General features: G+C 55.2%; 22 protein-coding genes. All 22 read left to right on the top strand.

Annotated features, from left to right (window positions below; all coding sequences use genetic code 11):
* Positions 1 to 567: 567 nt before the first annotated feature.
* The 22 genes from DBR02_RS00970 (at position 568) to galF (ending at position 25,422) form a co-directional block, all read left to right on the top strand.
* Positions 568 to 1,704, top strand: a complete 1,137-nt coding sequence (locus DBR02_RS00970) for a polysaccharide export protein (RefSeq protein WP_022648641.1) — start codon at positions 568 to 570, stop codon at positions 1,702 to 1,704.
* A gap of 6 nt (positions 1,705 to 1,710) precedes the next feature.
* Entirely contained in the window at positions 1,711 to 2,154 is a 444-nt protein-coding gene (wzb, locus tag DBR02_RS00965; RefSeq protein WP_063450260.1) for a low molecular weight protein-tyrosine-phosphatase Wzb, read from the top strand.
* Positions 2,155 to 2,156: 2 nt separating this feature from the next.
* The gene (gene wzc / locus DBR02_RS00960; RefSeq protein ID WP_063868351.1) at positions 2,157 to 4,319 is read left to right on the top strand and encodes a tyrosine-protein kinase Wzc; all 2,163 of its coding nucleotides are present in this window, start codon (positions 2,157 to 2,159) and stop codon (positions 4,317 to 4,319) included.
* Between the two features lie 90 nt (positions 4,320 to 4,409).
* Positions 4,410 to 5,252: a colanic acid biosynthesis glycosyltransferase WcaA gene (gene wcaA / locus DBR02_RS00955; protein ID WP_006811246.1), complete on the top strand. Its 843-nt coding sequence runs from the start codon at positions 4,410 to 4,412 to the stop codon at positions 5,250 to 5,252.
* Positions 5,252 to 5,743 carry a colanic acid biosynthesis acetyltransferase WcaB gene (wcaB, locus tag DBR02_RS00950; protein ID WP_063866528.1) on the top strand — a complete coding sequence of 164 codons (492 nt, stop codon included), beginning with the start codon at positions 5,252 to 5,254 and terminating at the stop codon, positions 5,741 to 5,743. The genes wcaA and wcaB overlap by 1 nt, the downstream gene beginning before the upstream one ends.
* Positions 5,740 to 6,957: a colanic acid biosynthesis glycosyltransferase WcaC gene (gene wcaC / locus DBR02_RS00945; RefSeq protein ID WP_063450256.1), complete on the top strand. Its 1,218-nt coding sequence runs from the start codon at positions 5,740 to 5,742 to the stop codon at positions 6,955 to 6,957. The genes wcaB and wcaC overlap by 4 nt, the downstream gene beginning before the upstream one ends.
* Positions 6,932 to 8,152 (top strand): colanic acid polymerase WcaD, encoded by a 1,221-nt coding sequence (wcaD, locus tag DBR02_RS00940; RefSeq protein ID WP_063450255.1) that lies wholly within the window; start codon positions 6,932 to 6,934, stop codon positions 8,150 to 8,152. Before wcaC ends, wcaD begins: the two co-directional genes overlap by 26 nt.
* A 16-nt stretch (positions 8,153 to 8,168) precedes the next feature.
* Entirely contained in the window at positions 8,169 to 8,915 is a 747-nt protein-coding gene (wcaE, locus tag DBR02_RS00935) for a colanic acid biosynthesis glycosyltransferase WcaE (protein ID WP_063450254.1), read from the top strand.
* A 16-nt stretch (positions 8,916 to 8,931) separates the two neighbouring features.
* Positions 8,932 to 9,486: a colanic acid biosynthesis acetyltransferase WcaF gene (wcaF, locus tag DBR02_RS00930; RefSeq protein ID WP_063450253.1), complete on the top strand. Its 555-nt coding sequence runs from the start codon at positions 8,932 to 8,934 to the stop codon at positions 9,484 to 9,486.
* 21 nt (positions 9,487 to 9,507) lie between these two features.
* Complete coding sequence (gmd, locus tag DBR02_RS00925; protein WP_003863514.1) at positions 9,508 to 10,629, top strand: GDP-mannose 4,6-dehydratase; 1,122 nt, start codon at positions 9,508 to 9,510, stop codon at positions 10,627 to 10,629.
* A 2-nt stretch (positions 10,630 to 10,631) separates the two neighbouring features.
* Positions 10,632 to 11,597, top strand: a complete 966-nt coding sequence (gene fcl, locus DBR02_RS00920; RefSeq protein WP_063450251.1) for a GDP-L-fucose synthase — start codon at positions 10,632 to 10,634, stop codon at positions 11,595 to 11,597.
* Positions 11,598 to 11,599: 2 nt separating this feature from the next.
* A complete protein-coding gene (locus DBR02_RS00915) occupies positions 11,600 to 12,079 on the top strand; it encodes a GDP-mannose mannosyl hydrolase (protein WP_074177722.1) in 480 nt (159 codons plus the stop codon).
* Positions 12,076 to 13,299, top strand: a complete 1,224-nt coding sequence (gene wcaI / locus DBR02_RS00910) for a colanic acid biosynthesis fucosyltransferase WcaI (protein ID WP_107533359.1) — start codon at positions 12,076 to 12,078, stop codon at positions 13,297 to 13,299. The genes DBR02_RS00915 and wcaI overlap by 4 nt, the downstream gene beginning before the upstream one ends.
* A gap of 3 nt (positions 13,300 to 13,302) precedes the next feature.
* Entirely contained in the window at positions 13,303 to 14,739 is a 1,437-nt protein-coding gene (gene cpsB, locus DBR02_RS00905) for a mannose-1-phosphate guanyltransferase (protein WP_063450248.1), read from the top strand.
* A 109-nt stretch (positions 14,740 to 14,848) separates the two neighbouring features.
* Entirely contained in the window at positions 14,849 to 16,219 is a 1,371-nt protein-coding gene (cpsG, locus tag DBR02_RS00900; RefSeq protein WP_063450247.1) for a colanic acid biosynthesis phosphomannomutase CpsG, read from the top strand.
* 114 nt (positions 16,220 to 16,333) lie between these two features.
* Positions 16,334 to 17,728 carry an undecaprenyl-phosphate glucose phosphotransferase gene (wcaJ, locus tag DBR02_RS00895; RefSeq protein ID WP_063866523.1) on the top strand — a complete coding sequence of 465 codons (1,395 nt, stop codon included), beginning with the start codon at positions 16,334 to 16,336 and terminating at the stop codon, positions 17,726 to 17,728.
* A gap of 1 nt (position 17,729) precedes the next feature.
* Positions 17,730 to 19,208: a colanic acid undecaprenyl disphosphate flippase WzxC gene (wzxC, locus tag DBR02_RS00890; RefSeq protein WP_107533358.1), complete on the top strand. Its 1,479-nt coding sequence runs from the start codon at positions 17,730 to 17,732 to the stop codon at positions 19,206 to 19,208.
* Positions 19,209 to 19,223: 15 nt separating this feature from the next.
* The gene (wcaK, locus tag DBR02_RS00885; RefSeq protein WP_064910358.1) at positions 19,224 to 20,504 is read left to right on the top strand and encodes a colanic acid biosynthesis pyruvyl transferase WcaK; all 1,281 of its coding nucleotides are present in this window, start codon (positions 19,224 to 19,226) and stop codon (positions 20,502 to 20,504) included.
* On the top strand, positions 20,501 to 21,721 hold the full coding sequence (gene wcaL / locus DBR02_RS00880) for a colanic acid biosynthesis glycosyltransferase WcaL (protein WP_107533357.1): 1,221 nt from the start codon (positions 20,501 to 20,503) through the stop codon (positions 21,719 to 21,721). Before wcaK ends, wcaL begins: the two co-directional genes overlap by 4 nt.
* 12 nt (positions 21,722 to 21,733) lie before the next feature.
* A complete protein-coding gene (gene wcaM / locus DBR02_RS00875; protein WP_107533356.1) occupies positions 21,734 to 23,131 on the top strand; it encodes a colanic acid biosynthesis protein WcaM in 1,398 nt (465 codons plus the stop codon).
* A 183-nt stretch (positions 23,132 to 23,314) separates the two neighbouring features.
* Complete coding sequence (locus DBR02_RS00870; RefSeq protein WP_107533355.1) at positions 23,315 to 24,310, top strand: NAD-dependent epimerase/dehydratase family protein; 996 nt, start codon at positions 23,315 to 23,317, stop codon at positions 24,308 to 24,310.
* Positions 24,311 to 24,525: 215 nt separating this feature from the next.
* On the top strand, positions 24,526 to 25,422 hold the full coding sequence (gene galF / locus DBR02_RS00865; RefSeq protein WP_107533354.1) for a GalU regulator GalF: 897 nt from the start codon (positions 24,526 to 24,528) through the stop codon (positions 25,420 to 25,422).
* Positions 25,423 to 25,511 lie beyond the last annotated feature (89 nt).

Below are 25,511 nucleotides of genomic sequence, written 5' to 3'. Positions count from 1 at the left end.
GCGCTGTAAATAAGTTAATTGCGAAGATTTAATTACAATGAACGATATTTAGGATATATCGCAGTAAATGGTTTGGCGCGCAATTTTGTCAATATAAAGAAAATCCGAAAACCTCAAAACTTTGCTCTTAATATTAATCTTAAAAACGAATATTAGGACGGTTGTCTCCTTGCCTGCTATTAGGTTAGCTGCAACAATTCTCCCAGCATCAAATGTTAAATTTCGTTGTTGCTATTTTTGTTTCGGTCTTTAGTGAAGGTAATTCATTATCAACCGTGCCTTTGACGTGGTTGATATATTCTACAAAAGGCCATGTTCAGAAGGGTGTCTATCCATAACGCATTGTTTAGTCAGTGTATTGGTAACTGAAAGCCAAGGGCGGTAGCGTGCCTGAAAGCGTGTGAATCAGCCTCAATTATTCTGTCAATAGCCAACAGATGAATAAGCTTACTTTAGGACTGATGCCAGTTATATTGCTAAATGATTAACTGCATTCTGATTGTCACCACGACCCGCGCTTATTTAAATTGCACAGGATAATTACTCTGCCAAAGTGATAAATAATCAATGATGAAATCCAAAATGAAATTGATGCCATTATTGGTGTCTGTGACCTTGATGAGTGGTTGCACGGTCTTTCCCGGCAGCAATATGTCAACAATGGGCAAGGATGTGATTAAGCAGCAGGACGCTGATTTTGATCTCGACAAAATGGTGAATGTTTACCCATTAACCCCACGTCTGGTAGAACAATTGCGCCCGCGTCCAAACGTTGCTCAGCCAAATATGTCGCTGGACCAGGAAATTGCCTCTTACCAGTACCGCGTGGGGCCGGGTGACGTTATTAACGTGACCGTCTGGGATCACCCGGAACTGACCACGCCTGCGGGCCAGTACCGCAGCTCAAGCGACACCGGTAACTGGGTCCAGTCCGATGGCACTATGTTCTATCCGTACATTGGTAAAGTGCACGTTGCGGGCAAAACGCTTGCTGAGATCCGTAGTGATATTACCGGCCGCCTGGCGCAGTACATTGCTGACCCGCAGGTGGACGTTAATATCGCCGCGTTCCGCTCCCAGAAAGCGTATATCTCAGGCCAGGTTAACAAATCCGGCCAGCAGGCTATCACCAACGTACCACTCACCGTTCTGGACGCGATCAACGCCGCGGGTGGGTTAACCGACGGCGCCGACTGGCGCAACGTGGTGCTGACCCACAACGGCAAAGAGCAGCGCATTTCGCTTCAGGCGCTGATGCAGAACGGCGACCTGACCCAGAACCGCCTGCTTTATCCGGGCGATATTCTTTACGTGCCGCGCAATGACGATCTGAAAGTGTTCGTGATGGGCGAAGTGAAGAAACAGAGCACCCTCAAGATGGACTTCAGCGGTATGACCCTGACCGAAGCGCTGGGCAATGCGGAAGGCATCGATCTGACCGCCTCCAACGCCAGCGGCATCTTCGTGATCCGTCCAATCAAAGGCGAGAACGCGAAGGGCAAGATTGCCAATATCTACCAGCTGGACATGTCCGACGCGACGTCTCTGGTCATGGCAACGTCGTTCCGTCTCCAGCCATACGATGTGGTCTACGTCACCACCGCGCCGGTTGCCCGCTGGAACCGTCTGATCAACCAGTTGCTGCCTACCATCAGTGGCGTTCGCTACATGACGGATACGGCGAGCGACATTCATACCTGGTAAGCCGCGATGTTTAACAAAATTCTGGTGGTGTGCGTGGGGAACATTTGCCGTTCCCCCACGGCTGAAAGGCTGCTGAAGAATTACCAGCCTGCGTTAACGGTCGACTCCGCAGGGCTTGGCGCGCTGGTTGGAAAAGGTGCCGACGAGCGTGCATCGAGCGTAGCCCTTGAACATAACCTCTCACTCGACGGGCACGTTGCCCGTCAGGTCTCTGGCCGGATGTGCCGGGAATATGACCTGATCCTCGCGATGGAAAAACGCCACATTCACGCGCTGTGCGATATCGCACCGGAGATGCGCGGCAAGGTGATGCTGTTCGGTCACTGGGATGGTGAGCGCGAAATTCCCGATCCGTATCGCAAGAGCCGCGAGGCCTTTGAGGCGGTATACACCTTACTAGACCAGTCTGCCCGCCAGTGGGCGCAGGCACTGAAAGCTCAGCAGGGATAACAATGACAGAAAAAACAAAACCTTCTGCCGCCCCGACGTCGGGCAGTGATGAAATCGATATCGGTCGTCTTGTCGGGACCGTTATTGAAGCGAAATGGTGGGTGCTGGGTATTACCGCCGTTTTTGCCGTGGCGGCGATCGTTTATACGCTGTTCGCGACGCCGATTTATAGCGCCGATGCGCTGGTGCAGATCGAACAAAACACCGGTAACTCACTGGTTCAGGATATCGGCTCGGCGCTGGCCAATAAGCCACCGGCGTCGGAAGCCGAAATTCAGCTGATCCAGTCGCGCCTGGTTCTGGGCAAAACGGTTCACGATTTGGGGCTGGATATTGCGGTCACCAAAAATACCTTCCCGGTGTTTGGCGCAGGCTGGGATCGCCTGATGGGGCGCAGTAACGATACGGTAAAAGTCACCGACTTCGTGATTCCCAAAGGGGCAGGGGACCAAACCTTTACCCTGACCGTGCTGGGACCGAAACAGTATCAGCTGACCAGCGACGCGGGCTTGAGCGTGCGCGGTGAGGTGGGGCAGATGCTGACCAAAGACGGCGTGAGCATCCGGGTTGGCGCCATCCACGCGCACGAGGGCGGTGAGTTTACGGTCACCAAGTTCTCCACGCTCGGGATGATCAACAATCTGCAAAACAACCTGACCGTTACCGAAAACGGCAAGGACACCGGTGTTCTGAGCATGACCTTCACCGGTGAAGATAAGGATCAAATCCGCGACATCCTGAACAGCATCACCCGCAATTATCTTGAGCAGAATATCGAGCGCAAGTCTGCGGAGGCCGCGAAAAGCCTGGCGTTCCTAAGTAAACAGCTGCCGGAAGTGCGCGCCCGCCTGGACGACGCTGAGAACAAGCTGAACGCGTACCGTCAGGATAAAGACTCCGTCGACCTGCCGCTGGAGGCGAAATCGGTTCTCGACTCCATGGTCAATATCGACGCGCAGCTGAACGAGCTGACCTTCAAAGAGGCGGAAATTTCCAAGCTCTACACCAAGCGTCACCCGGCGTACCGCACGCTGCTGGAGAAACGCCGCACGCTGGAAGAAGAGAAGGCGAAGCTGAACGACCGCGTGACCGCGATGCCGAAGACGCAGCAGGAAATCGTGCGTCTGACGCGTGACGTGGAATCTGGCCAGCAGGTGTATATGCAGCTGCTGAACAAACAGCAGGAGCTGAAAATCACCGAAGCCAGCACCGTCGGCGACGTGCGTATTGTTGACCCGGCGATCACCCAGCCGGGCGTGCTGAAGCCGAAGAAGGCGCTGATTATCTTCGGCAGCATTATTCTCGGCCTGATGCTCTCCATCGTCGGCGTGCTGCTGCGCTCCCTGTTCAACCGCGGTATCGAAAGCCCGCAGGTGCTGGAAGAGCACGGTATCAGCGTTTACGCCAGCATCCCGCTCTCCGAGTGGCAGAAGTCGCGTGACAACGTCAAAACCGTTAAGGGCGTGAAGCGTTACAAACAGAGCCAGCTGCTGGCCGTGGGTAACCCGACCGACCTGGCGATTGAAGCGGTGCGCAGCCTGCGTACCAGCCTCCACTTCGCCATGATGCAGGCCAAAAACAACGTCCTGATGATGACCGGCGTGAGCCCGTCAATCGGTAAAACCTTCGTCTGCGCCAACCTGGCGGCGGTGGTGAGCCAGACCAACAAGCGCGTGCTGCTGATCGACTGCGATATGCGTAAGGGCTACACCCATGAGCTGCTGGGGACCAACAACGTTAACGGCCTGTCCGAAATCCTGCTCGGGAAAGGGGAAATCAGCGAGAGCGCCAAGCCGACGTCGATTCCGAAATTTGACCTGATCCCGCGCGGTCAGGTGCCGCCGAACCCGTCTGAACTGCTGATGAGCGAGCGCTTCACGCAGCTGATCGAGTGGGCGAGCAAAAACTATGACCTGGTGCTGATCGATACCCCGCCAATTCTGGCCGTCACCGACGCCGCCGTCGTGGGGCGTCATGCGGGCACCACGCTGATGGTTGCACGCTATGCGGTGAACACCCTGAAGGAAGTGGAAACCAGCTTGAGCCGCTTCGAGCAGAACGGCATCGAGGTGAAAGGGGTCATCCTGAACTCCATCTTCCGCCGCGCGACCGGATATCAGGATTACGGCTATTACGAGTACGAATACAAGTCTGACTCTAAATAACAAAACACACCCCACACCCCACACCCCTCACCCCGGTCCTCTCCCCTCAGGGGGGAGGGTTAGGGTGAGGGGTGGGGGCAGGAGGAATACATGAGCACACAACGCCCTTTGATTTCTATCTATATGCCGACATGGAATCGTCAGCAGCTGGCGATCCGCGCGATTAAATCGGTCCTGCGTCAGGATTACGATAACTGGGAACTGATTATCGTGGATGACTGTTCCTCCTCTTACGAACAGCTGCAAAAATTTGTTGAAGACCTTAACGATCCGCGCGTGGTGTATACGCACAACGCCATCAACTCCGGGGCGTGCGCGGTGCGCAATCAGGCGATTATGCAGGCGAAAGGGCAGTATCTCACCGGTATCGACGACGATGACGAATGGACGCCAAACCGCCTGTCTATTTTCCTGTCGCACAAGGCGCAGCTGGTGACTCACGCGTTTCTCTATGCCAACGACTACGTCTGTCAGGGCGAGGTATATTCGCAGCCGGCCAGCCTGCCGCTGTATCCGAAATCACCCTATTCCCGCCGCCTGTTCTACAAGCGCAACATCATCGGTAATCAGGTGTTTACCTGGGCCTGGCGCTTTAAGGAGTGCCTGTTCGATACCGAGCTGAAGGCCGCGCAGGATTACGACATCTTCCTGCGCATGGTGGTGGAGTACGGCGAGCCGTGGAAGGTGGAAGAGGCCACGCAGATCCTGCACATCAACCACGGGGAGATGCAGATCACCTCGTCACCGAAAAAATTCTCGGGCTACTTCCATTTTTACCGCAAGCACAAGGACAAGTTTGACCGTGCCAGCCGGAAGTATCAGCTCTTTACCCTCTATCAGATCCGCAATAAGCGCATGAACTGGCGCACGCTGCTGACGCTGCTGTCGGTGCGTAATGGCAAGCGTCTGGCTGACGGGCTTCGGGGGAAATAATGTTTCTGGAAGATTGCCGCGCAAACAGCTGGAGCCTGCGTCCGTGCTGCATGGTTCTGGCCTACCGTATTGCGCACTTTTGCTCGGTGTGGCGCAAGAAAAACGTACTGAACAATATCTGGGCCGCGCCGGTGCTGGTGCTGTATCGCATCATTACCGAATGCTTTTTTGGCTATGAAATTCAGGCCGCTGCCACCATTGGTCGCCGCTTTACCATTCATCACGGCTATGCGGTCGTCATCAACAAGTTCGTGGTCGCGGGTGATGATTTCACCATTCGCCATGGGGTGACCATCGGCAACCGCGGGCCGGACAGCCTGGCCTGCCCGGTCATCGGCAATAACGTCGAGCTGGGGGCGAACGTGGTGATGATTGGCGATATTAGCGTAGGCAATAACGTGACGATTGGCGCAGGCAGCGTGGTGCTGGACAGCATCCCGGACAACGCGCTGGTGGTGGGTGAAAAAGCCCGCGTGAAGGTGATTAAATGAACATTCTGCAATTTAACGTGCGCCTCGCAGAGGGCGGGGCGGCAGGCGTAGCGCTGGATCTGCACCAGCGCGCGCTGCAAAAAGGACTCCAGTCGCGCTTCGTTTACGGTTACGGCAAGGGCGGCAAGAAAAGCGTCAGCCATGATAACTATCCGCAGGTGCTGAAGCAGACGCCGCGTCTGACCTCCATCGCCAATATTGCGCTGTTCCGCCTGTTTAACCGCGATCTGTTTGGCAACCTGAATAATCTTTACCGCACCGTCACCCGCACCAGCGGCCCGGTTGTGCTGCACTTCCACGTGCTGCACAGCTACTGGCTGAATCTGGATGAGGTGGTGGCGTTTTGCGGCAAGGTGAAGGCGCACAAGCCGGATACCCGGTTCGTCTGGACGCTGCACGACCACTGGAGCGTGACCGGACGCTGCGCGTTCACCGACGGATGCGAAGGCTGGAAAAACGCCTGCCAGAAATGCCCTACGCTTAGCAACTACCCGCCGGTGAAGGTGGATCGCGCGCATCAGCTGGTTGAGGGCAAGCGTCAGCTGTTCCGCGATATGCTTTCGCTCGGCTGCACGTTTATCTCTCCAAGCCAGCACGTGGCGGATGCTTTTAACAGCCTTTACGGGGCAGGGCGCTGCAAGATCATCAACAACGGTATTGATGTGGCGACGGAAGAGATCCTGGCCGAACTGACGCCCGTGGCCGTTACCGCCGGCAAGCCGAAAATTGCGGTCGTCGCCCATGACCTGCGCTACGACGGCAAAACCAACCAGCAGCTGGTGCGCGACATGATGGCGCTCGGCGACAAAATTGAACTGCATACCTTTGGCAAATTCTCGCCGTTCGAAGGCGCTAACGTGGTGAATCACGGGTTTGAAACCGACAAGCGCAAGCTGATGAGCGCCCTCAACGGCATGGACGCGCTGGTGTTCAGCTCCCGCGTGGACAACTACCCGCTGATCCTGTGCGAAGCGCTGTCCATTGGCGTGCCGGTGATTGCCACCCACAGCGACGCGGCGCGTGAAGTGCTGGAGAAATCGGGCGGTAAAACGTTCGCCGAGCAGGAGGTGCTGCCGCTGGTGCAGCTGTCGAAGGCCGATATTGCGCAGGCCGTTTTTGGCACGGACCTGGAATCGTTCCGCAACCGCAGCCGCAAAGCATACAGCGGACAACAGATGCTGGAGGAGTATGTCTCGTTCTATCAGAATCTGTAGTTATCTGCTGCTGCCGCTGATCTACCTGCTGGTCAACGTTAAGATTGCCCAGCTCGGTGAAAGCTTCCCGATCACCATCGTCACCTTCCTGCCGGTTCTGCTGTTGCTGTACGTTGACAAGCTTAACCTCAAAAAGCTGATGATTGCGCTGGGGATCGGGTTTGGCCTGACGGCGTTTAACTACATCTTTGGTCAGTCGCTGGATGCCAGCAAATATGTCACCTCCACCATGCTGTTTGTTTATATCGTTATCATTATTGGCATGGTATGGAGTATTCGCTTTAAAACTATTTCTCCTCACAATTATCGGAAAATCCTCAGGTTCTTTTATATTGCCGTTGGGCTGATTGTTATGCTTGCGGCAATGGAGATGGCGCAAATTATTCTCACGGGCGGTAGTAGCCTGATGGAAATAATTTCGAAATATCTTATATACAGTAACAGCTATGTACTGAACTTCATTAAGTTTGGTGGCAAGCGTACTACCGCGCTCTATTTTGAACCGGCGTTTTTTGCTCTGGCATTAATCTCAATTTGGCTCAGCATCAAACAGTTCGGTATCAAAACCCCCAAGACCGATGCTATGATTCTTGCAGGAATCGTTCTGTCTGGGTCGTTCTCAGGGGTAATGACGTTTATCCTGTTTTACCTTCTTGAATGGGCGTTCCAGTACCTGAACAAAGAGGCGATTAAGAAAAAACTGCCGCTGGCGATAATCTCTCTGACGGTATTTTTAGTGGGCGTCATATTCGCGTTTCCGTACATTTCAGAGCGTCTGGGTGATTTGGGAACGGAAGGTTCGTCGTCCTATTATCGCATCGTGGGTCCACTGGTGATGGTGGGTTATTCCTTAACCCATATTGATGGCGTAGTAAGATTCGGCTCACTTTACGAATATGTTGCATCATTCGGAATCTTTAACGGTGCGGACGTCGGAAAAACCATAGACAATGGTCTGTATCTGTTAATTATTTATTTTTCCTGGTTCGCCGTACTATTGACACTGTGGTATCTGTTTAAAGTTTTCAAAATGATGATTAACGCGTTTGGTGATAACCAGAACTTTCGCGTGCAACTTTATCTGTTTACACCGGTGTCGCTGTTTTTTACCGGGTCAATATTTAGCCCGGAATATGCTTTCTTAATTGTCTGTCCGTTTATTTTGCGCAAAGCGCTCAATATTACGCGCGTATGACGAAATGAGGTGATTTATGTTTCTTAGCGTCATTACTGTCGCCTTTCGTAACTACGAAGGGGTGGTAAAAACCTGGCGCTCGCTGCGCAACCTGGCGCGCGATCCGAGCCTCACGTTTGAGTGGATCGTGGTCGATGGCGGCTCGAACGACGGCACGGCAGAGTTCCTGGAAAAACTCAACGGCGAGTTCAACTTACGTTACATCAGCGAGAAAGATAAAGGCATTTACGATGCGATGAATAAAGGCATCAGCATGGCGCAGGGGCGCTACGCCATTTTCCTTAATTCCGGCGACGTGTTCCATGAGGATGTGGCGCTGTTTGCCCGCCAGCTGGCGCGCCAGAAAGAAGATGCGATGTTTATCGGCGATGCGCTGCTTGATTTCGGTGAAGGGAAAAAAGTGCTGCGCGGCGCGAAGCCAGGCTGGTATATCTACCACAGCCTGCCGGCCAGCCATCAGGCTATTTTCTTCCCGATGAGCGGCCTGAAAAAACAGCCTTACGATTTGCGCTATAAAGTGTCATCAGATTATGCCCTGGCCGCCAGCCTGTACAAATCCGGCTACCCGTTCCGTCGAATTAAAGGACTGGTATCTGAATTTTCAATGGGCGGCGTGTCAACTTCAAATAATCTGGAATTGTGTCAGGATGCCAAAAATGTGCAGCGTAAAATATTACGTGTGCCGGGGTTCTGGGCGGAATTATCTTATTTCTTACGTCTGAAAACGACGGGTAAAGCGAAAGCCTTATATAACAAAGCCTGAGATATAAGGAAACGTAATGCAGGAATTAAATGGATTCTCCGTGCCGAAAGGTTTTCGGGGCGGGAGCGGTATTAAGGTTCAACTGTGGTGGGCCGTTCAGGCAACGTTATTTGCCTGGTCCCCGCAAATACTGTACCGCTGGCGCGCATTTTTACTGCGCCTGTTTGGCGCAAAAATAGGAAAAAACGTAGTCATTCGTCCTTCGGTGAAAATTACCTATCCCTGGAAATTAACGCTTGGGGATTACGCCTGGGTAGGGGATGACGCAGTGTTATATACCCTTGGCGAGATTACGATTGGCGCAAATTCGGTGGTGTCACAGAAGTGTTATTTGTGCACCGGCAGCCACGATTTTATGAGCCCGCATTTTGATATTACCGCTACGCCTATTGTAATCGGTGAAAAATGCTGGCTGGCAACGGATGTCTTTGTTGCACCCGGTGTTTCTGTTGGCGATGGCACGGTAGTCGGTGCCCGCAGCAGCGTTTTTAAATCGCTACCGGCAAATAAAGTTTGCCGTGGCAACCCCGCAGTGGTGATACGCGAACGCGTTGAAACTGAAAAACTTTGATAAGTACAGAGGAATATAAACATGTCTAAAGTCGCTCTCATCACCGGCGTTACCGGACAAGATGGTTCTTACCTGGCAGAATTGCTGCTGGAAAAAGGGTATGAAGTTCACGGTATTAAGCGTCGTGCCTCTTCATTCAACACCGAGCGTGTCGATCACATTTACCAGGATCCGCATGCGGCAAACCCGAAATTCCATCTGCACTACGGCGACCTGACCGATACCTCCAACCTGACCCGCATCCTGCAAGAAGTGCAGCCGGATGAAGTGTACAACCTGGGGGCGATGAGCCACGTTGCGGTTTCTTTCGAGTCCCCGGAATACACCGCCGACGTGGATGCGATGGGTACGCTGCGTCTGCTGGAAGCGATTCGCTTCCTCGGTCTTGAGAAGAAAACCCGCTTCTACCAGGCATCCACTTCCGAGCTGTACGGCCTGGTGCAGGAAATCCCGCAGAAAGAAACCACGCCGTTCTACCCGCGTTCCCCGTACGCTGTGGCGAAACTGTACGCTTACTGGATCACCGTGAACTACCGTGAATCCTACGGCATGTACGCCTGTAACGGCATTCTGTTTAACCACGAATCTCCGCGTCGCGGCGAAACCTTCGTGACCCGCAAAATCACCCGCGCAATCGCCAACATCGCTCAGGGCCTGGAGTCTTGCCTGCACCTCGGCAACATGGATTCCCTGCGTGACTGGGGCCATGCGAAAGACTACGTGAAAATGCAGTGGATGATGTTGCAGCAGGAGCAGCCAGAAGACTTCGTGATTGCGACCGGCGTGCAGTACTCCGTTCGTCAGTTCGTTGAGATGGCTGCGGCACAACTGGGCATCAAGCTGCGCTTCGAAGGCACCGGCGTGGAAGAGAAGGGTATCGTTGTTTCCGTGACCGGCCACGACGCACCGGGCGTGAAGCCAGGCGACGTGATTGTCCAGGTTGATCCGCGTTACTTCCGTCCTGCTGAAGTGGAAACCCTGCTGGGCGACCCAACCAAAGCGCACGAGAAGCTGGGCTGGAAACCAGAAACCACCCTGCAAGAAATGGTATCCGAGATGGTGGCCAAAGATCTTGAAGCAGCGAAAAAACACTCCCTGCTCAAGTCTCATGGCTACGAGGTTGCCATCGCGCTGGAGTCCTGAGAATGACAAAACAACGTATTTTTGTCGCCGGTCATCGCGGAATGGTGGGTTCCGCGATTGTTCGCCAGCTGGAACAGCGCGGCGACGTCGAGGTGATTGTTCGCACGCGCGACGAGCTGAACCTGCTTGACAGCAAAGCGGTGGAGGATTTCTTCGCCAGCGAACGTATCGACCAGGTGTATCTGGCGGCGGCGAAGGTGGGCGGCATTGTCGCTAACAACACCTACCCGGCGGATTTCATCTACGAGAACATGATGATTGAGAGCAACATCATTCACGCGGCGCATCTGCACAACGTGAACAAGCTGCTGTTCCTCGGCTCATCCTGTATCTACCCGAAGATGGCGAAGCAGCCGATTGCCGAAAGCGAACTGTTGCAGGGCACGCTGGAAGCCACTAACGAGCCGTATGCGATTGCGAAAATTGCCGGGATCAAGCTGTGTGAATCCTACAACCGTCAGTATAACCGCGACTATCGCTCGGTGATGCCGACCAACCTGTACGGACCGCACGATAACTTCCACCCGAGCAATTCCCACGTGATCCCGGCGCTGCTGCGTCGCTTCCACGAGGCGACTGCCGAAAACGCCCCGGACGTGGTGGTGTGGGGCAGCGGGACGCCAATGCGCGAGTTCCTGCACGTGGACGACATGGCGGCTGCCAGTATTCACGTGATGGAGCTGGATCGCGAGGTGTGGCAGGAAAACACCGAGCCGATGCTGTCGCACATTAACGTCGGGACCGGCGTGGACTGCACCATTCGCGAGCTGGCGCAGACCATCGCGCAGGTGGTGGGCTACAAGGGCCGCGTGGTGTTTGACGCGACCAAACCGGACGGCACGCCGCGCAAGCTGCTGGACGTGACCCGTCTGCATCAGCTGGGCTGGTATCACGAGGTCTCACTGGAGCAGGGGCTGGCCAGCACCTACCAGTGGTTCCTGGAAAACCAGCACCGCTTCCGGGGGTAATGATGTTTTTAAGTCAGGAAGATTTTGCCACGGTGGTGCGTTCCACTCCGCTCATCTCAATTGATTTGATCGTGGAGAACGAACGCGGCGAGTTCTTGCTGGGGAAACGAACCAATCGTCCTGCACAGGGCTTCTGGTTCGTGCCCGGCGGGCGCGTGCAGAAGGATGAGACGCTGGCAAATGCCTTCGAGCGTCTCACTCTGGCGGAACTGGGCCTGCAACTGCCGATGGCAGCGGGCCAGTTTTACGGGGTCTGGCAGCACTTCTATGACGACAACTTTTCAGGCACCGGCTTCACCACGCACTACATCGTGCTGGGGTTTCGCCTGAAGGTGAGTGAGGCAGACCTGCGTCTGCCTGATTCTCAGCATGACGATTACCGCTGGTTAACGCCAGAGGCGCTGCTGGCAAGCGACAACGTCCACGACAACAGTCGGGCGTACTTCCTCGCGGAACGTCAGGCCGAGGTGCCAGGCCTATGAAAATCCTCGTCTACGGAATTAACTACTCGCCGGAATTAACCGGTATCGGGAAATACACCGGCGAGATGGTCGAGTGGATGGCGAGCCAGGGACATGACGTGCGGGTGATTACCGCCCCGCCGTACTACCCGGAGTGGAAGGTAAGCGAACGCTATTCCAGCTGGCGCTATCGCCGCGAAGAGGGGGCCGCGACCGTCTGGCGCTGCCCGCTCTACGTGCCGAAACAGCCCTCGACGCTGAAACGTTTAATTCATCTGGGCAGCTTTGCCCTGAGCAGTTTCTTCCCGCTGATGGCGCAGCGTCGCTGGAAGCCGGATCGCATCATCGGCGTGGTGCCGACGCTGTTCTGCACGCCGGGCATGCGCCTGCTGGGAAAACTCTCCGGCGCGCGCACCCTGCTGCACATTCAGGATTATGAAGTGGACGCCATGCTCGGTCTGGGTATGGCCGGAAAAGGCAAGGGCGGCAAGGTGGCGAAACTCGCCAGCGCCTTTGAGCGCAGCGGCCTGCACAACGTGGATTATGTTTCGACCATCTCGCGCTCGATGATGAACAAGGCGCAGGAGAAGGGCGTTCCGGCGGAAAAGGTGATCTTCTTTCCGAACTGGTCCGAAGTGGCGCGCTTCCGCGATGTAACAGAACACGATGCGCAGGCGCTGCGCGCGAAGCTCGGCTTGCCTGCGGAACAAAAAATTATTCTTTACTCAGGCAACATCGGTGAAAAACAGGGGCTGGAGAGCGTGATTGACGCTGCGCTTCAGCTGAGCGAACACCCGTGGATGTTTGTGATTGTCGGGCAGGGCGGCGGTAAGGCGCGGCTGGAGAAAATGGCCAGCGAGCGCGGACTGACCAACATCCGCTTCTTCCCGCTTCAGTCTTATGACGCGCTGCCCGCGCTGCTGAAAATGGCGGATTGCCATCTGGTGGTGCAAAAACGCGGCGCGGCGGATGCGGTGCTGCCGTCCAAGCTGACCAATATTCTGGCAGTGGGCGGAAACGCGGTGATTACGGCAGAAGCCGGAACAGAATTAGGCCAGCTGTGCAACAGCTACCCGGGCATTGCCGTTTGCGTGGAGCCGGAATCGGTCCCTGCGCTGGTAACCGGAATTGAGCAGGCACTCGCCATGCCAAAAGAGAACACGGTGGCACGTGAATATGCCGAACGCACGCTCGAGAAAGAGAACGTGCTGAGCCAATTTATTGCAGATATACGGGGATAAATCATGAGTCAAACCACTTTGTATCCGGTCGTAATGGCGGGTGGATCCGGGAGCCGGTTGTGGCCACTGTCCCGCGTGCTTTATCCAAAACAATTTCTGTGCCTGAAGGGCGACCTCACCATGCTGCAAACGACGGTTAACCGTCTGCACGGCGTGGAGTGCGAAAGCCCGGTGGTGATCTGCAACGAACAGCACCGCTTTATCGTTGCCGAGCAGCTGCGCCAGCTGAACAAACTGACCGAAAATATCATTCTGGAGCCTGCCGGACGTAACACCGCGCCCGCTATCGCCCTTGCGGCGCTGGCGGCGAAACGCAGCAGCCCGGACTGCGACCCGCTGATGCTGGTGCTGGCGGCTGACCACGTCATCCAGCAGGAAGACGCCTTCCGCGACGCGGTTCGGGCGGCCATTCCTTATGCAGAAGACGGCAAGCTGGTGACCTTCGGCATCGTGCCGGACCTGCCGGAAACCGGCTATGGCTACATTCGTCGCGGCAGCGTAACGCCGGGCGAGGGCGACAGTGTGGCCTTTGACGTGGCGCAGTTTGTCGAGAAACCTAATCTGGAAACCGCGCAGGCGTACGTGGCCAGCGGTGAATACTACTGGAACAGCGGCATGTTCCTGTTCCGCGCCGGGCGCTACCTGGAAGAACTGGAAAAATACCGTCCGGATATCTTAAGCGCCTGCGAAAAAGCGATGGCGGTGGTGGATCCGGATCTCGATTTTATCCGCGTGGATGAAGACGCCTTCCTCGCCTGTCCGGAAGAGTCCATCGACTATGCGGTGATGGAACGCACGGCAGATGCGGTAGTGGTGCCGATGGATGCGGGCTGGAGCGACGTTGGCTCCTGGTCATCACTGTGGGAGATCAGCGCACATACCCCGGAGGGGAACGTCCATCACGGTGATGTCATCAGCCACAAAACGGAAAACAGCTACGTTTACGCCGAGTCTGGCCTCGTCACCACGGTCGGGGTGAAAGATCTGGTGGTGGTGCAGACCAAAGACGCGGTGCTGATTGCCGACCGTAACGCCGTGCAGGACGTGAAAAAAGTGGTGGAGCAGATCAAGGCCGACGGCCGTCACGAGCACCATATCCACCGGGAAGTCTACCGTCCGTGGGGGAAATATGACTCCATCGACGCGGGCGAACGTTACCAGGTGAAGCGCATCACCGTGAAGCCGGGTGAGGGGCTGTCGGTGCAGATGCACCATCATCGCGCCGAACACTGGGTCGTGGTGGCGGGTACCGCCAAAGTGACCATCGACGGTGAGGTGAAGCTGCTCGGCGAAAACGAGTCCATTTATATTCCGCTGGGGGCAACGCACTGCCTGGAAAACCCGGGGAAAATTCCGCTCGACCTAATTGAGGTGCGCTCCGGCTCCTATCTGGAGGAGGACGACATCATCCGCTTCCAGGATCGCTACGGGCGCGTGTAGCACTCCGCAACATGCCCGGTGGCGCTGCGCTTACCGGGCCTACGAATGACAAAAATAAATTTGGCCATTAATTGGTCAGGGCCAACTGTTGCCTGAAAAAGGGGTCATCATGGAAAAATTAACCTGTTTTAAAGCCTACGACATTCGCGGCAAGCTGGGCGAAGAGCTGAATGAAGACATCGCGTGGCGCATTGGCCGCGCGTACGGCGAATACCTGAAGCCACAAACTATCGTGCTGGGCGGCGATGTGCGTCTGACCAGTGAATCCCTGAAGCTGGCGCTGGCGAAAGGGCTACAGGACGCGGGCGTGGATGTCCTGGACATCGGCCTTTCCGGTACCGAAGAGATCTATTTTGCCACCTTCCACCTCGGCGTGGACGGCGGTATCGAAGTGACGGCCAGCCATAACCCGATGGACTACAACGGCATGAAGCTGGTGCGCAAGGGCGCGCGTCCTATCAGCGGCGACACCGGCCTGCGCGACGTGCAGCGTCTGGCCGAGGCCAACGACTTCCCGCCGGTGAATGAAGCCAGCCGCGGCAGCTATAAGCAGATCAACCTGCAAAAAGAGTACATCGACCACCTGCTGGGCTACATCAACGTGGCAAACCTCAAGCCGCTGAAGCTGGTGATCAACTCCGGCAACGGCGCGGCAGGCCCGGTTGTCGATGCACTTGAAGCCCGCTTCAAGGCGCTGAACGTGCCGGTAACGTTCGTCAAAGTGCACAACACGCCTGACGGCAACTTCCCGAACGGCATTCCTAACCCGCTGCTGCCGGAGTGCCGCGACGACACCCGCAACGCGGTGATCGAGCACGGTGCCGATATGGGTATCGCCTTTGACGGCGACTTCGACCGCTGCTTCCTGTTCGACGAAAAAGGGCAGTTTATCGAAGGCTACTACATCGTTGGCCTGCTGGCGGAAGCGTTCCTTGAGAAAAACCCGGGCGCGAAGATCATTCACGATCCGCGTCTTTCCTGGAACACCGTTGACGTGGTGAAGGCCGCGGGCGGCGAGCCGGTGATGTCCAAAACCGGTCACGCGTTTATCAAAGAGCGCATGCGCGAGGAAGACGCCATCTACGGCGGCGAGATGAGCGCGCACCACTACTTCCGTGATTTTGCCTACTGCGACAGCGGGATGATCCCGTGGCTGCTGGTGACCGAACTGCTGTGCCTGAAAGGGCAGAGCCTGGGTGAGCTGGTGCGCGACCGCATGGCGGCATTCCCGGCCAGCGGCGAGATCAACAGCAAGCTGGCACAGCCCGCCGAGGCCATCGCCCGCGTTGAACACCACTTTGCCCTTCACGCGCTGGAGATTGACCGTACCGACGGTATCAGCATGGCGTTCCCGCAGTGGCGCTTCAACCTGCGCTCCTCAAACACCGAGCCGGTGGTGCGCCTGAACGTGGAATCCCGCGCTGACACGGCGCTGATGGAAGCCCGAACGAAGGACATTCTGGCGCTGTTGAATCAGTAAAAACTGCCCCTCACCCCAGCCCTCTCCCCAAAGGGGAGAGGGTGTTTAAGTTCCCTCTCCCCTTTGGGGAGAGGGGTAGGGTGAGGGAAAAGGTTTAGAACTAAAGGAACAACGATGACAAATCTAAAAAAGCGCGAACGAGCGAGAACGAATGCATCGTTAATCTCAATGGTGCAGCGTTTTTCTGATATCACCATCATGGTCGGCGGACTGTGGGCGGTGTGTTGGGTCAGCGGGCAGTCGTTCTTCTACATGCATTTGCTGATGGCGTTGATCGCGCTGGTGGTGTTTCAGATGATTGGCGGCATGACCGATTTTTATCGTTCATGGCGCGGGGTCAAAATGACCACCGAACTGATGCTGCTGCTCCAGAACTGGACCTTAAGCCTGATTTTCAGCGCAGGCCTGGTGGCGTTCAGCCATGATTTTGATAACCGCCTTGTGACCTATCTCTGCTGGTATCTGTTGACCAGCGTTGGCATGGTGGTTTGCCGCTCGCTGATCCGCTTCGGCGCAGGCTGGCTGCGCAACCGCGGCTATAACCGCCGCTTCGTTGCCGTGGCGGGGGATCTGCCGGTCGGGCAGGTGCTGCTCGACAGCTTCCGCAAAGAGCCGTGGTTAGGTTTTGAAGTGGTCGGGATTTATCACGACGCGAAGCCCGGCGGCGTGCCGTCCGACTGGGCGGGCAACTACGAACAGCTTATTGACGACGCCAAAGCCGGCAAAATTCATAACGTCTACATCGCCATGCAGATGAAGGATGAATCCCGCATCAAGAAACTGATGCGCGAGCTGGCGGATACCACCTGCTCGGTGATCCTCATCCCGGACGTGTTCACCTTCAACATTCTTCACTCCCGTATTGAAGAGGTAAACGGGGTGCCGGTTGTTCCGCTGTACGACACGCCGCTGTCGGGGATCAACCGCGTGCTGAAGCGCGTGGAAGACATTGTGCTGTCGTCCCTGATCCTGCTGCTGATCTCCCCTGTGCTGTGCTGCATTGCGCTGGCGGTGAAGATCAGCTCGCCGGGGCCGATCATCTTCCGTCAGACCCGCTACGGCATGGACGGTAAGCCGATCATGGTGTGGAAGTTCCGCTCCATGAAGGTGATGGAGAACGACAAGGTGGTAACCCAGGCGACGCAGAACGATCCGCGCGTCACCCGCGTGGGCAACTTCCTGCGCCGTACCTCGCTGGATGAGCTGCCGCAGTTCATCAACGTGTTCACCGGCGGGATGTCCATCGTCGGGCCCCGTCCCCACGCCGTTGCCCATAACGAGCAGTACCGTACCCTGATTGAAGGCTACATGCTGCGCCATAAGGTGAAGCCAGGCATTACCGGCTGGGCGCAGATCAATGGCTGGCGCGGCGAGACCGACACGCTGGAAAAAATGGAAAAACGCATCGAGTTCGACCTGGAGTACATCCGCGAGTGGAGCCTCTGGTTCGATATCAAGATTGTTTTTCTGACCATTTTCAAAGGCTTCGTGAACAAAGCGGCGTACTAAGATGAGCTTACGAGAAAAAACCATCAGCGGCGCAAAATGGTCAGCCATGGCCACCATCGTCATCATCGGCCTCGGGCTGGTGCAGATGACGGTGCTGGCGCGCATTATCGATAACCACCAGTTTGGCCTGCTGACCGTCTCGCTGGTGATTATCGCGCTGGCCGATACGCTGTCTGACTTCGGTATCGCCAACTCCATTATCCAGCGCAAAGAGATCAGCCATCTGGAGCTGACGACGCTCTACTGGCTGAACGTTGGGCTTGGCATCTTTGTCTTTGTGCTGGTGTTCCTCCTGAGTGACGTGATTGCCAACGTGCTGCATAACCCGGACCTGGCGCCACTGATGCGCACCCTGTCGTTTGCTTTTGTGGTGATCCCGCACGGGCAGCAGTTCCGCGCGCTGATGCAAAAAGAGCTGGAATTCAACAAGATTGGCATGATCGAGACCAGCGCCGTGCTGGCGGGCTTTACCTTCACCGTGGTCAGCGCCCATTTCTGGCCGCTGGCGATGACCGCCATTCTTGGCTACCTCGTTAACTCTGCCGTGCGCACGCTGCTGTTTGGCTTCTTTGGCCGCAAGATTTATCGCCCGGGGCTGCACTTCTCGCTGGCGTCTGTTTCGTCCAACCTGCGCTTTGGCGCATGGCTGACGGCAGACAGCATCATCAACTACGTGAATACTAACCTCTCCACGCTGGTGCTGGCGCGCATTCTGGGCGCAAGCGTCGCGGGTGGCTATAACCTGGCGTACAACGTCGCGGTTGTCCCGCCGATGAAGCTCAACCCTATCATTACCCGCGTGCTGTTCCCGGCGTTCGCCAAGATTCAGGACGATACCGAGAAGCTGCGCGTGAACTTTTACAAGCTGCTCTCCGTGGTGGGGATCATCAACTTCCCGGTGCTGCTGGGGCTGATGGTGGTCTCCAGCAATTTCGTGCCGCTGGTGTTTGGCGAGAAGTGGAACAGCATCATCCCGATCCTGCAACTGCTGTGCGTTGTGGGGCTGCTGCGCTCGGTGGGGAACCCGATTGGTTCTCTGCTGATGGCGAAAGCGCGCGTGGATATCAGCTTCAAGTTCAACGTGTTTAAAACCTTCCTGTTTATTCCGGCAATTATTGTGGGTGGCCACACGGCGGGCGCCATTGGCGTGACGCTCGGCTTCCTGCTGGTGCAGATCGTCAATACCGTGCTGAGCTACTTCGTGATGATCAAACCGGTGCTGGGCTCCAGCTACCGTCAGTACATTCTCAGCCTGTGGCTGCCGTTTTATCTCTCATTACCGACGCTTGTGGTGAGCTACGGTCTGGGCGTGGTGCTCAACGGGCATCTGCCGCTGGCGGCGCTGCTGGCGGTGCAGGTGGCGGCCGGCGCGCTGGCGTTCGGCGTGATGATTGTGCTGTCCCGCAATGCGCTGGTGGTCGAGATGAAGCGCCAGTTTTGCCGTAACGAAAAAATGAAAACGCTGCTTCGCGCAGGCTAATTTTACGAGGCCATTATGAAATTACTTATTCTTGGCAACCATACCTGCGGCAACCGTGGCGACAGCGCCATCCTGCGCGGTTTACTGGATGCAATTAACACCCTTAAGCCTGAGACAGAAGTGGATGTGATGAGCCGTTATCCGGTCAGCTCATCCTGGTTACTGAACCGCCCGGTGATGGGCGACCCGCTCTACAGCCAGATGAAACAGCACAACAACGCTGCGGGCGTGATGGGGCGCGTGAAGAAAGTGCTGCGTCGTCGCTACCAGCATCAGGTGCTGCTTTCCCGCGTCACCGATACCGGCAAGCTGCGCAACATTGCCATCGCGCAGGGCTTTACCGATTTCGTGCGTCTGCTGTCCGGCTATGACGCCATTATTCAGGTGGGCGGCTCGTTCTTCGTCGACCTGTACGGCGTGCCGCAGTTTGAGCATGCGCTCTGCACCTTTATGGCGAAAAAACCGCTGTTTATGATCGGCCACAGCGTCGGGCCATTCCAGGATCCGCAGTTTAACCAGCTGGCGAACTATGTCTTCGGCCACTGCGACGCGCTGATCCTGCGTGAATCAGTCAGCCTCGACATGATGAAGCGCAGCGAAATCGACACCACCAAAGTGGAGCACGGCGTAGACACCGCCTGGCTGGTGGATCATCAGGATGACAGCTTCCAGGCCAGCTACGCGGTACAGCACTGGCTGGACGTGGCGGCACAGCAGAAAACCGTCGCCATTACCCTGCGTGAACTCGCCCCGTTTGATAAACGCCTCGGCACGACCCAGGCGGCGTACGAAAAAGCCTTTGCCGACGTAGTCAACCGCGTGCTGGACAGCGGTTACCAGGTGCTGGCGCTCTCAACCTGTACCGGTATCGACAGCTACAACAAGGATGACCGCATGGTGGCGCTGAACCTGCGCAACCTGGTGAACGATCCGTCCCGCTACCACGTGGTGATGGACGAACTGAACGACCTGGAGATGGGCAAACTGCTCTCCGCCTGCGACCTGACCGTGGGCACGCGTCTGCACTCGGCGATTATCTCGATGAACTTCGGCACGCCGGCCATCGCCATCAACTACGAGCACAAGTCCGCGGGCATTATGCAGCAGCTCGGTATGCCGGAAATGGCCGTCGATATTCGTCATCTGCTGGACGGATCGCTGGGTGCAATGGTGGGCGACACGCTCGGCCAGCTGCCTGCGATCAACGAGCGTCTGGCGGTGGCGGTGAAAGCCGAACGCGAAAAGGGCATTGGGATGGTGAAATCCGTCCTCGACCGCGTCCGGGAGGGGAAATGAAGGTTGGTTTCTTCTTACTGAAATTCCCGCTGTCGTCTGAAACTTTCGTGCTGAACCAAATCACCGCGTTTATCGATATGGGATATGACGTGGAGATTATCGCCCTGCAAAAGGGCGATACGCAGAACACCCATGCGGCGTATACCCAGTATGGGCTGGAGGCGAAAACCCGCTGGTTGCAGGACGAACCCGCCGGACGGATGAACAAACTGCGTCATCGCGCCGGCCAGACGCTGCGCGGCCTGCATCGCGCGTCGACCTGGCGGGCGCTGAATATGTCGCGCTACGGGGCGGAGGCCCGCAACCTGATCCTCTCCGCCATTTGCGGGCAAACGGCCCAGCCGTATCGCGCCGACGTCTTTATCGCCCACTTCGGACCGGCAGGCGTAACCGCCGCGAAACTGCGCGAGCTGGGGGTGATTGAGGGCAAAATCGCCACCATTTTCCACGGTATCGACATCTCCAGCCGGGAAGTGCTGAACCACTACACGCCGGAATATCAGCAGCTGTTTCGCCGTGGCGACATGATGCTGCCGATAAGCGATCTGTGGGCCGGACGCCTGAAAACCATGGGCTGCCCGAGCGAGAAAATCACCGTTTCACGCATGGGCGTGGACATGGAACGCTTCACCCAGCGACCGGTCAAGGTGCCGGGCAAGCCGCTGCAAATTATCTCTGTGGCCCGTCTGACCGAAAAGAAAGGGCTGCACGTGGCCATCGAGGCCTGTCGCCAGCTGAAGGCGCGCGGCGTGGACTTCCGCTACCGCATTCTCGGTATCGGACCGTGGGAGCGTCGTCTGCGCACCCTGATTGAGCAGTATCAGCTGGAAGACGTGGTCGAGATGCCCGGCTTTAAGCCGAGCCACGAAGTGAAGGCCATGCTCGATGACGCCGATGTATTTCTGCTGCCCTCCGTGACGGGGGCCGACGGCGATATGGAAGGCATTCCCGTGGCGCTGATGGAGGCGATGGCGGTCGGCATTCCGGTGGTTTCGACGCTGCACAGCGGGATCCCGGAGCTGATCACCTCTGAACATTCCGGCTGGCTGGTCCCCGAAAATAACGCGCTGGCGCTGGCGGACCGTCTGGCCGCGTTCAGTGACATCGATCGGCAGACGCTGATCCCCGTGCTGCAAAATGCGCGGCAAAAAGTTGAAGCAGAATTCAATCAGCAGGTGATTAATCGCCAGTTAGCGAGCCTGCTGCAATCGCTGTAACGCTGAGGTTCTATGCTGAAAAAGATTACCCGACGCCGATTTGTCTCTTCATTATCCGTCCTAGCCGCCATGCCGCTGTTGTCGCCCCGCGCTGCGCGGGCGGCGGCCGGGAAGACGGTTTCTGTCGATCGCTACAACAATAACGACTGGATCGCCGCCTTTAAGCAGGCCTTTACCGAGGGCGATACCGTTGTTGTTCCCGCCGGGTTAACCTGTGAAAACATCAATACCGGCATTTTTATTCCTGATGGCAAAACCCTGCTGATCCGCGGCGCGCTGAAGGGCAACGGACGCGGACGGTTTGTGCTTCAGGAAGGCTGCAAGGTCATTGGGGAAGGAGAAGGGCGCACGCATAACATCACGCTGGACGTGCGTGGCTCCGACTGCGTCATTAAAGGGCTGGCGATGAGCGGCTTCGGCCCCGTCACCCAGATCTACATTGGCGGTAAAAAGCCGCGAGTGATGCGTAACCTGCTTATCGATCGCCTCACCGTCAGCCAGGCCAACTACGCCATTCTGCGCCAGGGATTCCATAATCAGGTGGACGGCGCGCGCATTACCAACAGCAAGTTCAGCCATTTGCAGGGTGACGCGATAGAGTGGAACGTGGCGATTAACGACCGCAACATCCTGATCTCTGACCACGTCATCGATAACATCAACTGCACCAACGGCAAGATTAACTGGGGCATAGGCATTGGGCTTGCCGGCAGCACCTACGATAACGACTATCCGGAAAAGCAGACCGTTAAAAACTTCGTTGTGGCAAATATCACCGGCAGCAACTGTCGGCAGCTGGTCCATGTCGAAAACGGTAAACACTTTGTGATCCGTAATATCAAGGCCAGCAATATCACTCCTGACTTCAGTAAAAAGGCCGGAATTGATAACGCGACGGTAGCTATTTATGGCTGTGATAATTTCGTTATTGATAATGTCGATATGGTAAACAGCGCCGGAATGTTAATCGGGTATGGCGTGATTAAGGGCGATTATCTGTCGATACCGCAAAACTTCAAGCTCAACGATATTCATCTGGATAACCGACAGCTTGCCTATAAGCTGCGCGGAATTCAGATTTCTTCAGGCAATGCCACGTCGTTTGTCGCTATTACCAACGTTGAGATGCAGCGAGCCACGCTGGAGCTGCACAACAAACCGCAGCACCTTTTCTTGCGTAATATCAAGGTGATGCAGGAGTCCACAACGGGCCCCGCCCTGAAGATGAACTTCGACTTACGCAAAGACGTGCGCGGGAAGTTTATGGCTAAAAACGAGACGCTGCTGTCGCTCGCGAACATAAAAGCGGTTAATGAAAAGGGGCAGAGCTCGGTGGATATTGATCGGGTCGATCAACACGTGGTGAATACGGAACGGTTGAATTTTGCGCTGCCTACAAGGGGGCGGTGAGAACCTCAGGGGCATGTCATTCAATCTGATGTAACCCCTAAAAATTTGTTACTGAATTCAGCGGTTTTAAGGTTTATAATCCATGGCATTACTTTGCAATATTCAGTTTATCAATAACGGTGCCTCAGGGAAGAACGCGATTACCGGGGGGTTGCCAAACACACATAACGCATTGAGTGGTGTATGAACGATAAGGTTTTGTTTATTGGCGCATCTGGTTTTGTCGGGACTCGATTGATCGAAATTACTCGGGATGAGTTTGACGTTACTAACTTTGACAAACAGCAGAGTCATTTCTACCCGGACATCACCGTTTCTGGTGATGTTCGTAATCAGGAGCAACTCGATAAGGCACTTGCTGGATTTGAGACTGTCGTGCTGCTCGCGGCTGAACACCGTGATGACGTCAGCCCAACATCGCTCTACTATGATGTGAACGTGCAGGGAACACGTAACGTATTGTCTGCTATGGAAAAAAATAACGTTAAGAACATCATTTTTACCAGTTCTGTGGCTGTGTATGGTCTTAACAAAATGAACCCTGACGAATCCCATCCCCACGATCCTTTCAACCATTACGGCAAAAGCAAATGGCAAGCGGAAGAGGTTTTGCGCGAGTGGTTCAATAAAGCGCCAGAGGAAAGATCCCTGACAATTGTCCGTCCTACGGTCATCTTTGGTGAGCGTAACCGCGGAAATGTGTACAACCTGCTTAAACAAATTGCAGGGGGGAAATTCGCCATGGTGGGCGCTGGAACCAATTATAAGTCAATGGCCTATGTCGGTAACATTGTTGAATTTATCAAATTTAAGCTGACCAATGTTAAAGCGGGTTACGATGTCTATAACTATGTAGACAAACCAGACCTGAACATGAATCAGCTAGTTTCAGAAGTTGAGAAAAGTCTCAATAAAAAAATCCCTTCAGTTCATCTTCCCTACCCGCTTGGAATGTTAGGTGGGTATTGCTTTGATATTCTTAGCAAAGTTACCGGGAAGAAATATGCAATAAGCTCTGTGCGCGTGAAGAAATTCTGTGCAACTACACAGTTTGACGCGACCAAGGTACACAGCTCTGGATTTAAAGCGCCTTATACCTTATCTCAAGGTCTGGACCGTACGCTGAAGTATGAGTTCGTTCATGAGAAGAAAGATGACATCACGTTTGTATCTGAATAATGCCTCAAAGGTTGCGATTTGTCGGAAACAGAGGGCTGAGCGATTTTTGCGACAGGGTTTCCGATAATTCTGGGTCACACTTAATGCATACTCATGTTTAGTAATGTGAGTTTTAACGCGAAACGTGATTTGCATAAGGCGTAGTAGACTTCTTGATCGGGCAATTTAGCTGATTAGGTCTATACTTCGTCAACCATTTTAAGGTGGAAGATAAAATGACCAATTTGAAAGCAGTTATACCGGTAGCGGGTCTGGGTATGCACATGTTGCCCGCCACAAAAGCTATTCCTAAAGAGATGCTGCCGATCGTTGACAAGCCGATGATTCAGTACATCGTCGACGAGATTGTTGCTGCTGGGATTAAAGAAATCGTCCTGGTGACGCACTCTTCGAAGAATGCGGTAGAGAACCACTTCGACACCTCTTATGAACTCGAGGCGCTTCTTGAGCAGCGCGTTAAGCGTCAGCTCCTGGCAGAAGTTCAGTCTATCTGTCCTCCTGGCGTAACCATCATGAACGTGCGTCAGGCGCAGCCGTTGGGTCTGGGCCACTCAATCCTCTGCGCGCGCCCGGTCGTAGGTGATAACCCGTTCATCGTGGTTCTGCCGGATATCATCATTGATACCGCTTCTGCCGATCCGCTGCGTTACAACTTGGCGGCATTGGTCGCACGCTTCAACGAAACGGGCCGCAGCCAGGTGCTGGCGAAACGTATGAAGGGCGATCTTTCTGAATACTCTGTCATTCAGACTAAAGAGCCGCTGGAGACGGAAGGGCAGGTGAGCCGTATCGTTGAGTTTATCGAAAAACCCGATCAGCCGCAGACCCTGGACTCCGACCTGATGGCGGTAGGCCGTTATGTGCTGAATGCGGATATCTGGGCTGAGCTGGAAAAAACCGAACCGGGGGCTTGGGGGCGTATCCAACTGACCGACGCGATTGCAGAGCTGGCGAAGAAGCAGTCCGTTGACGCGATGCTGATGACCGGCGAAAGCTATGACTGCGGTAAGAAAATGGGATATATGCAGGCATTTGTGAACTATGGTCTGCGTAACCTGAAGGAAGGTCAGAAATTTAGGGAAAAAATTCAAAAAATCCTTTCAACTTGTTGATCTCATTATAATTTTAAGAATGTATTAACGCCCATTCTAAATATGTAATATTTAGAATGGGCGTTTTGTTTTGAACTTACATTTATGTA

This window comes from Enterobacter cloacae complex sp., from assembly GCF_900322725.1.
GTDB classification, from domain to species: Bacteria; Pseudomonadota; Gammaproteobacteria; order Enterobacterales; family Enterobacteriaceae; genus Enterobacter; species Enterobacter quasihormaechei.
Note: the sequence above shows the minus strand (reverse complement) of the source record. Positions and strands in the feature narration are given on the sequence as shown.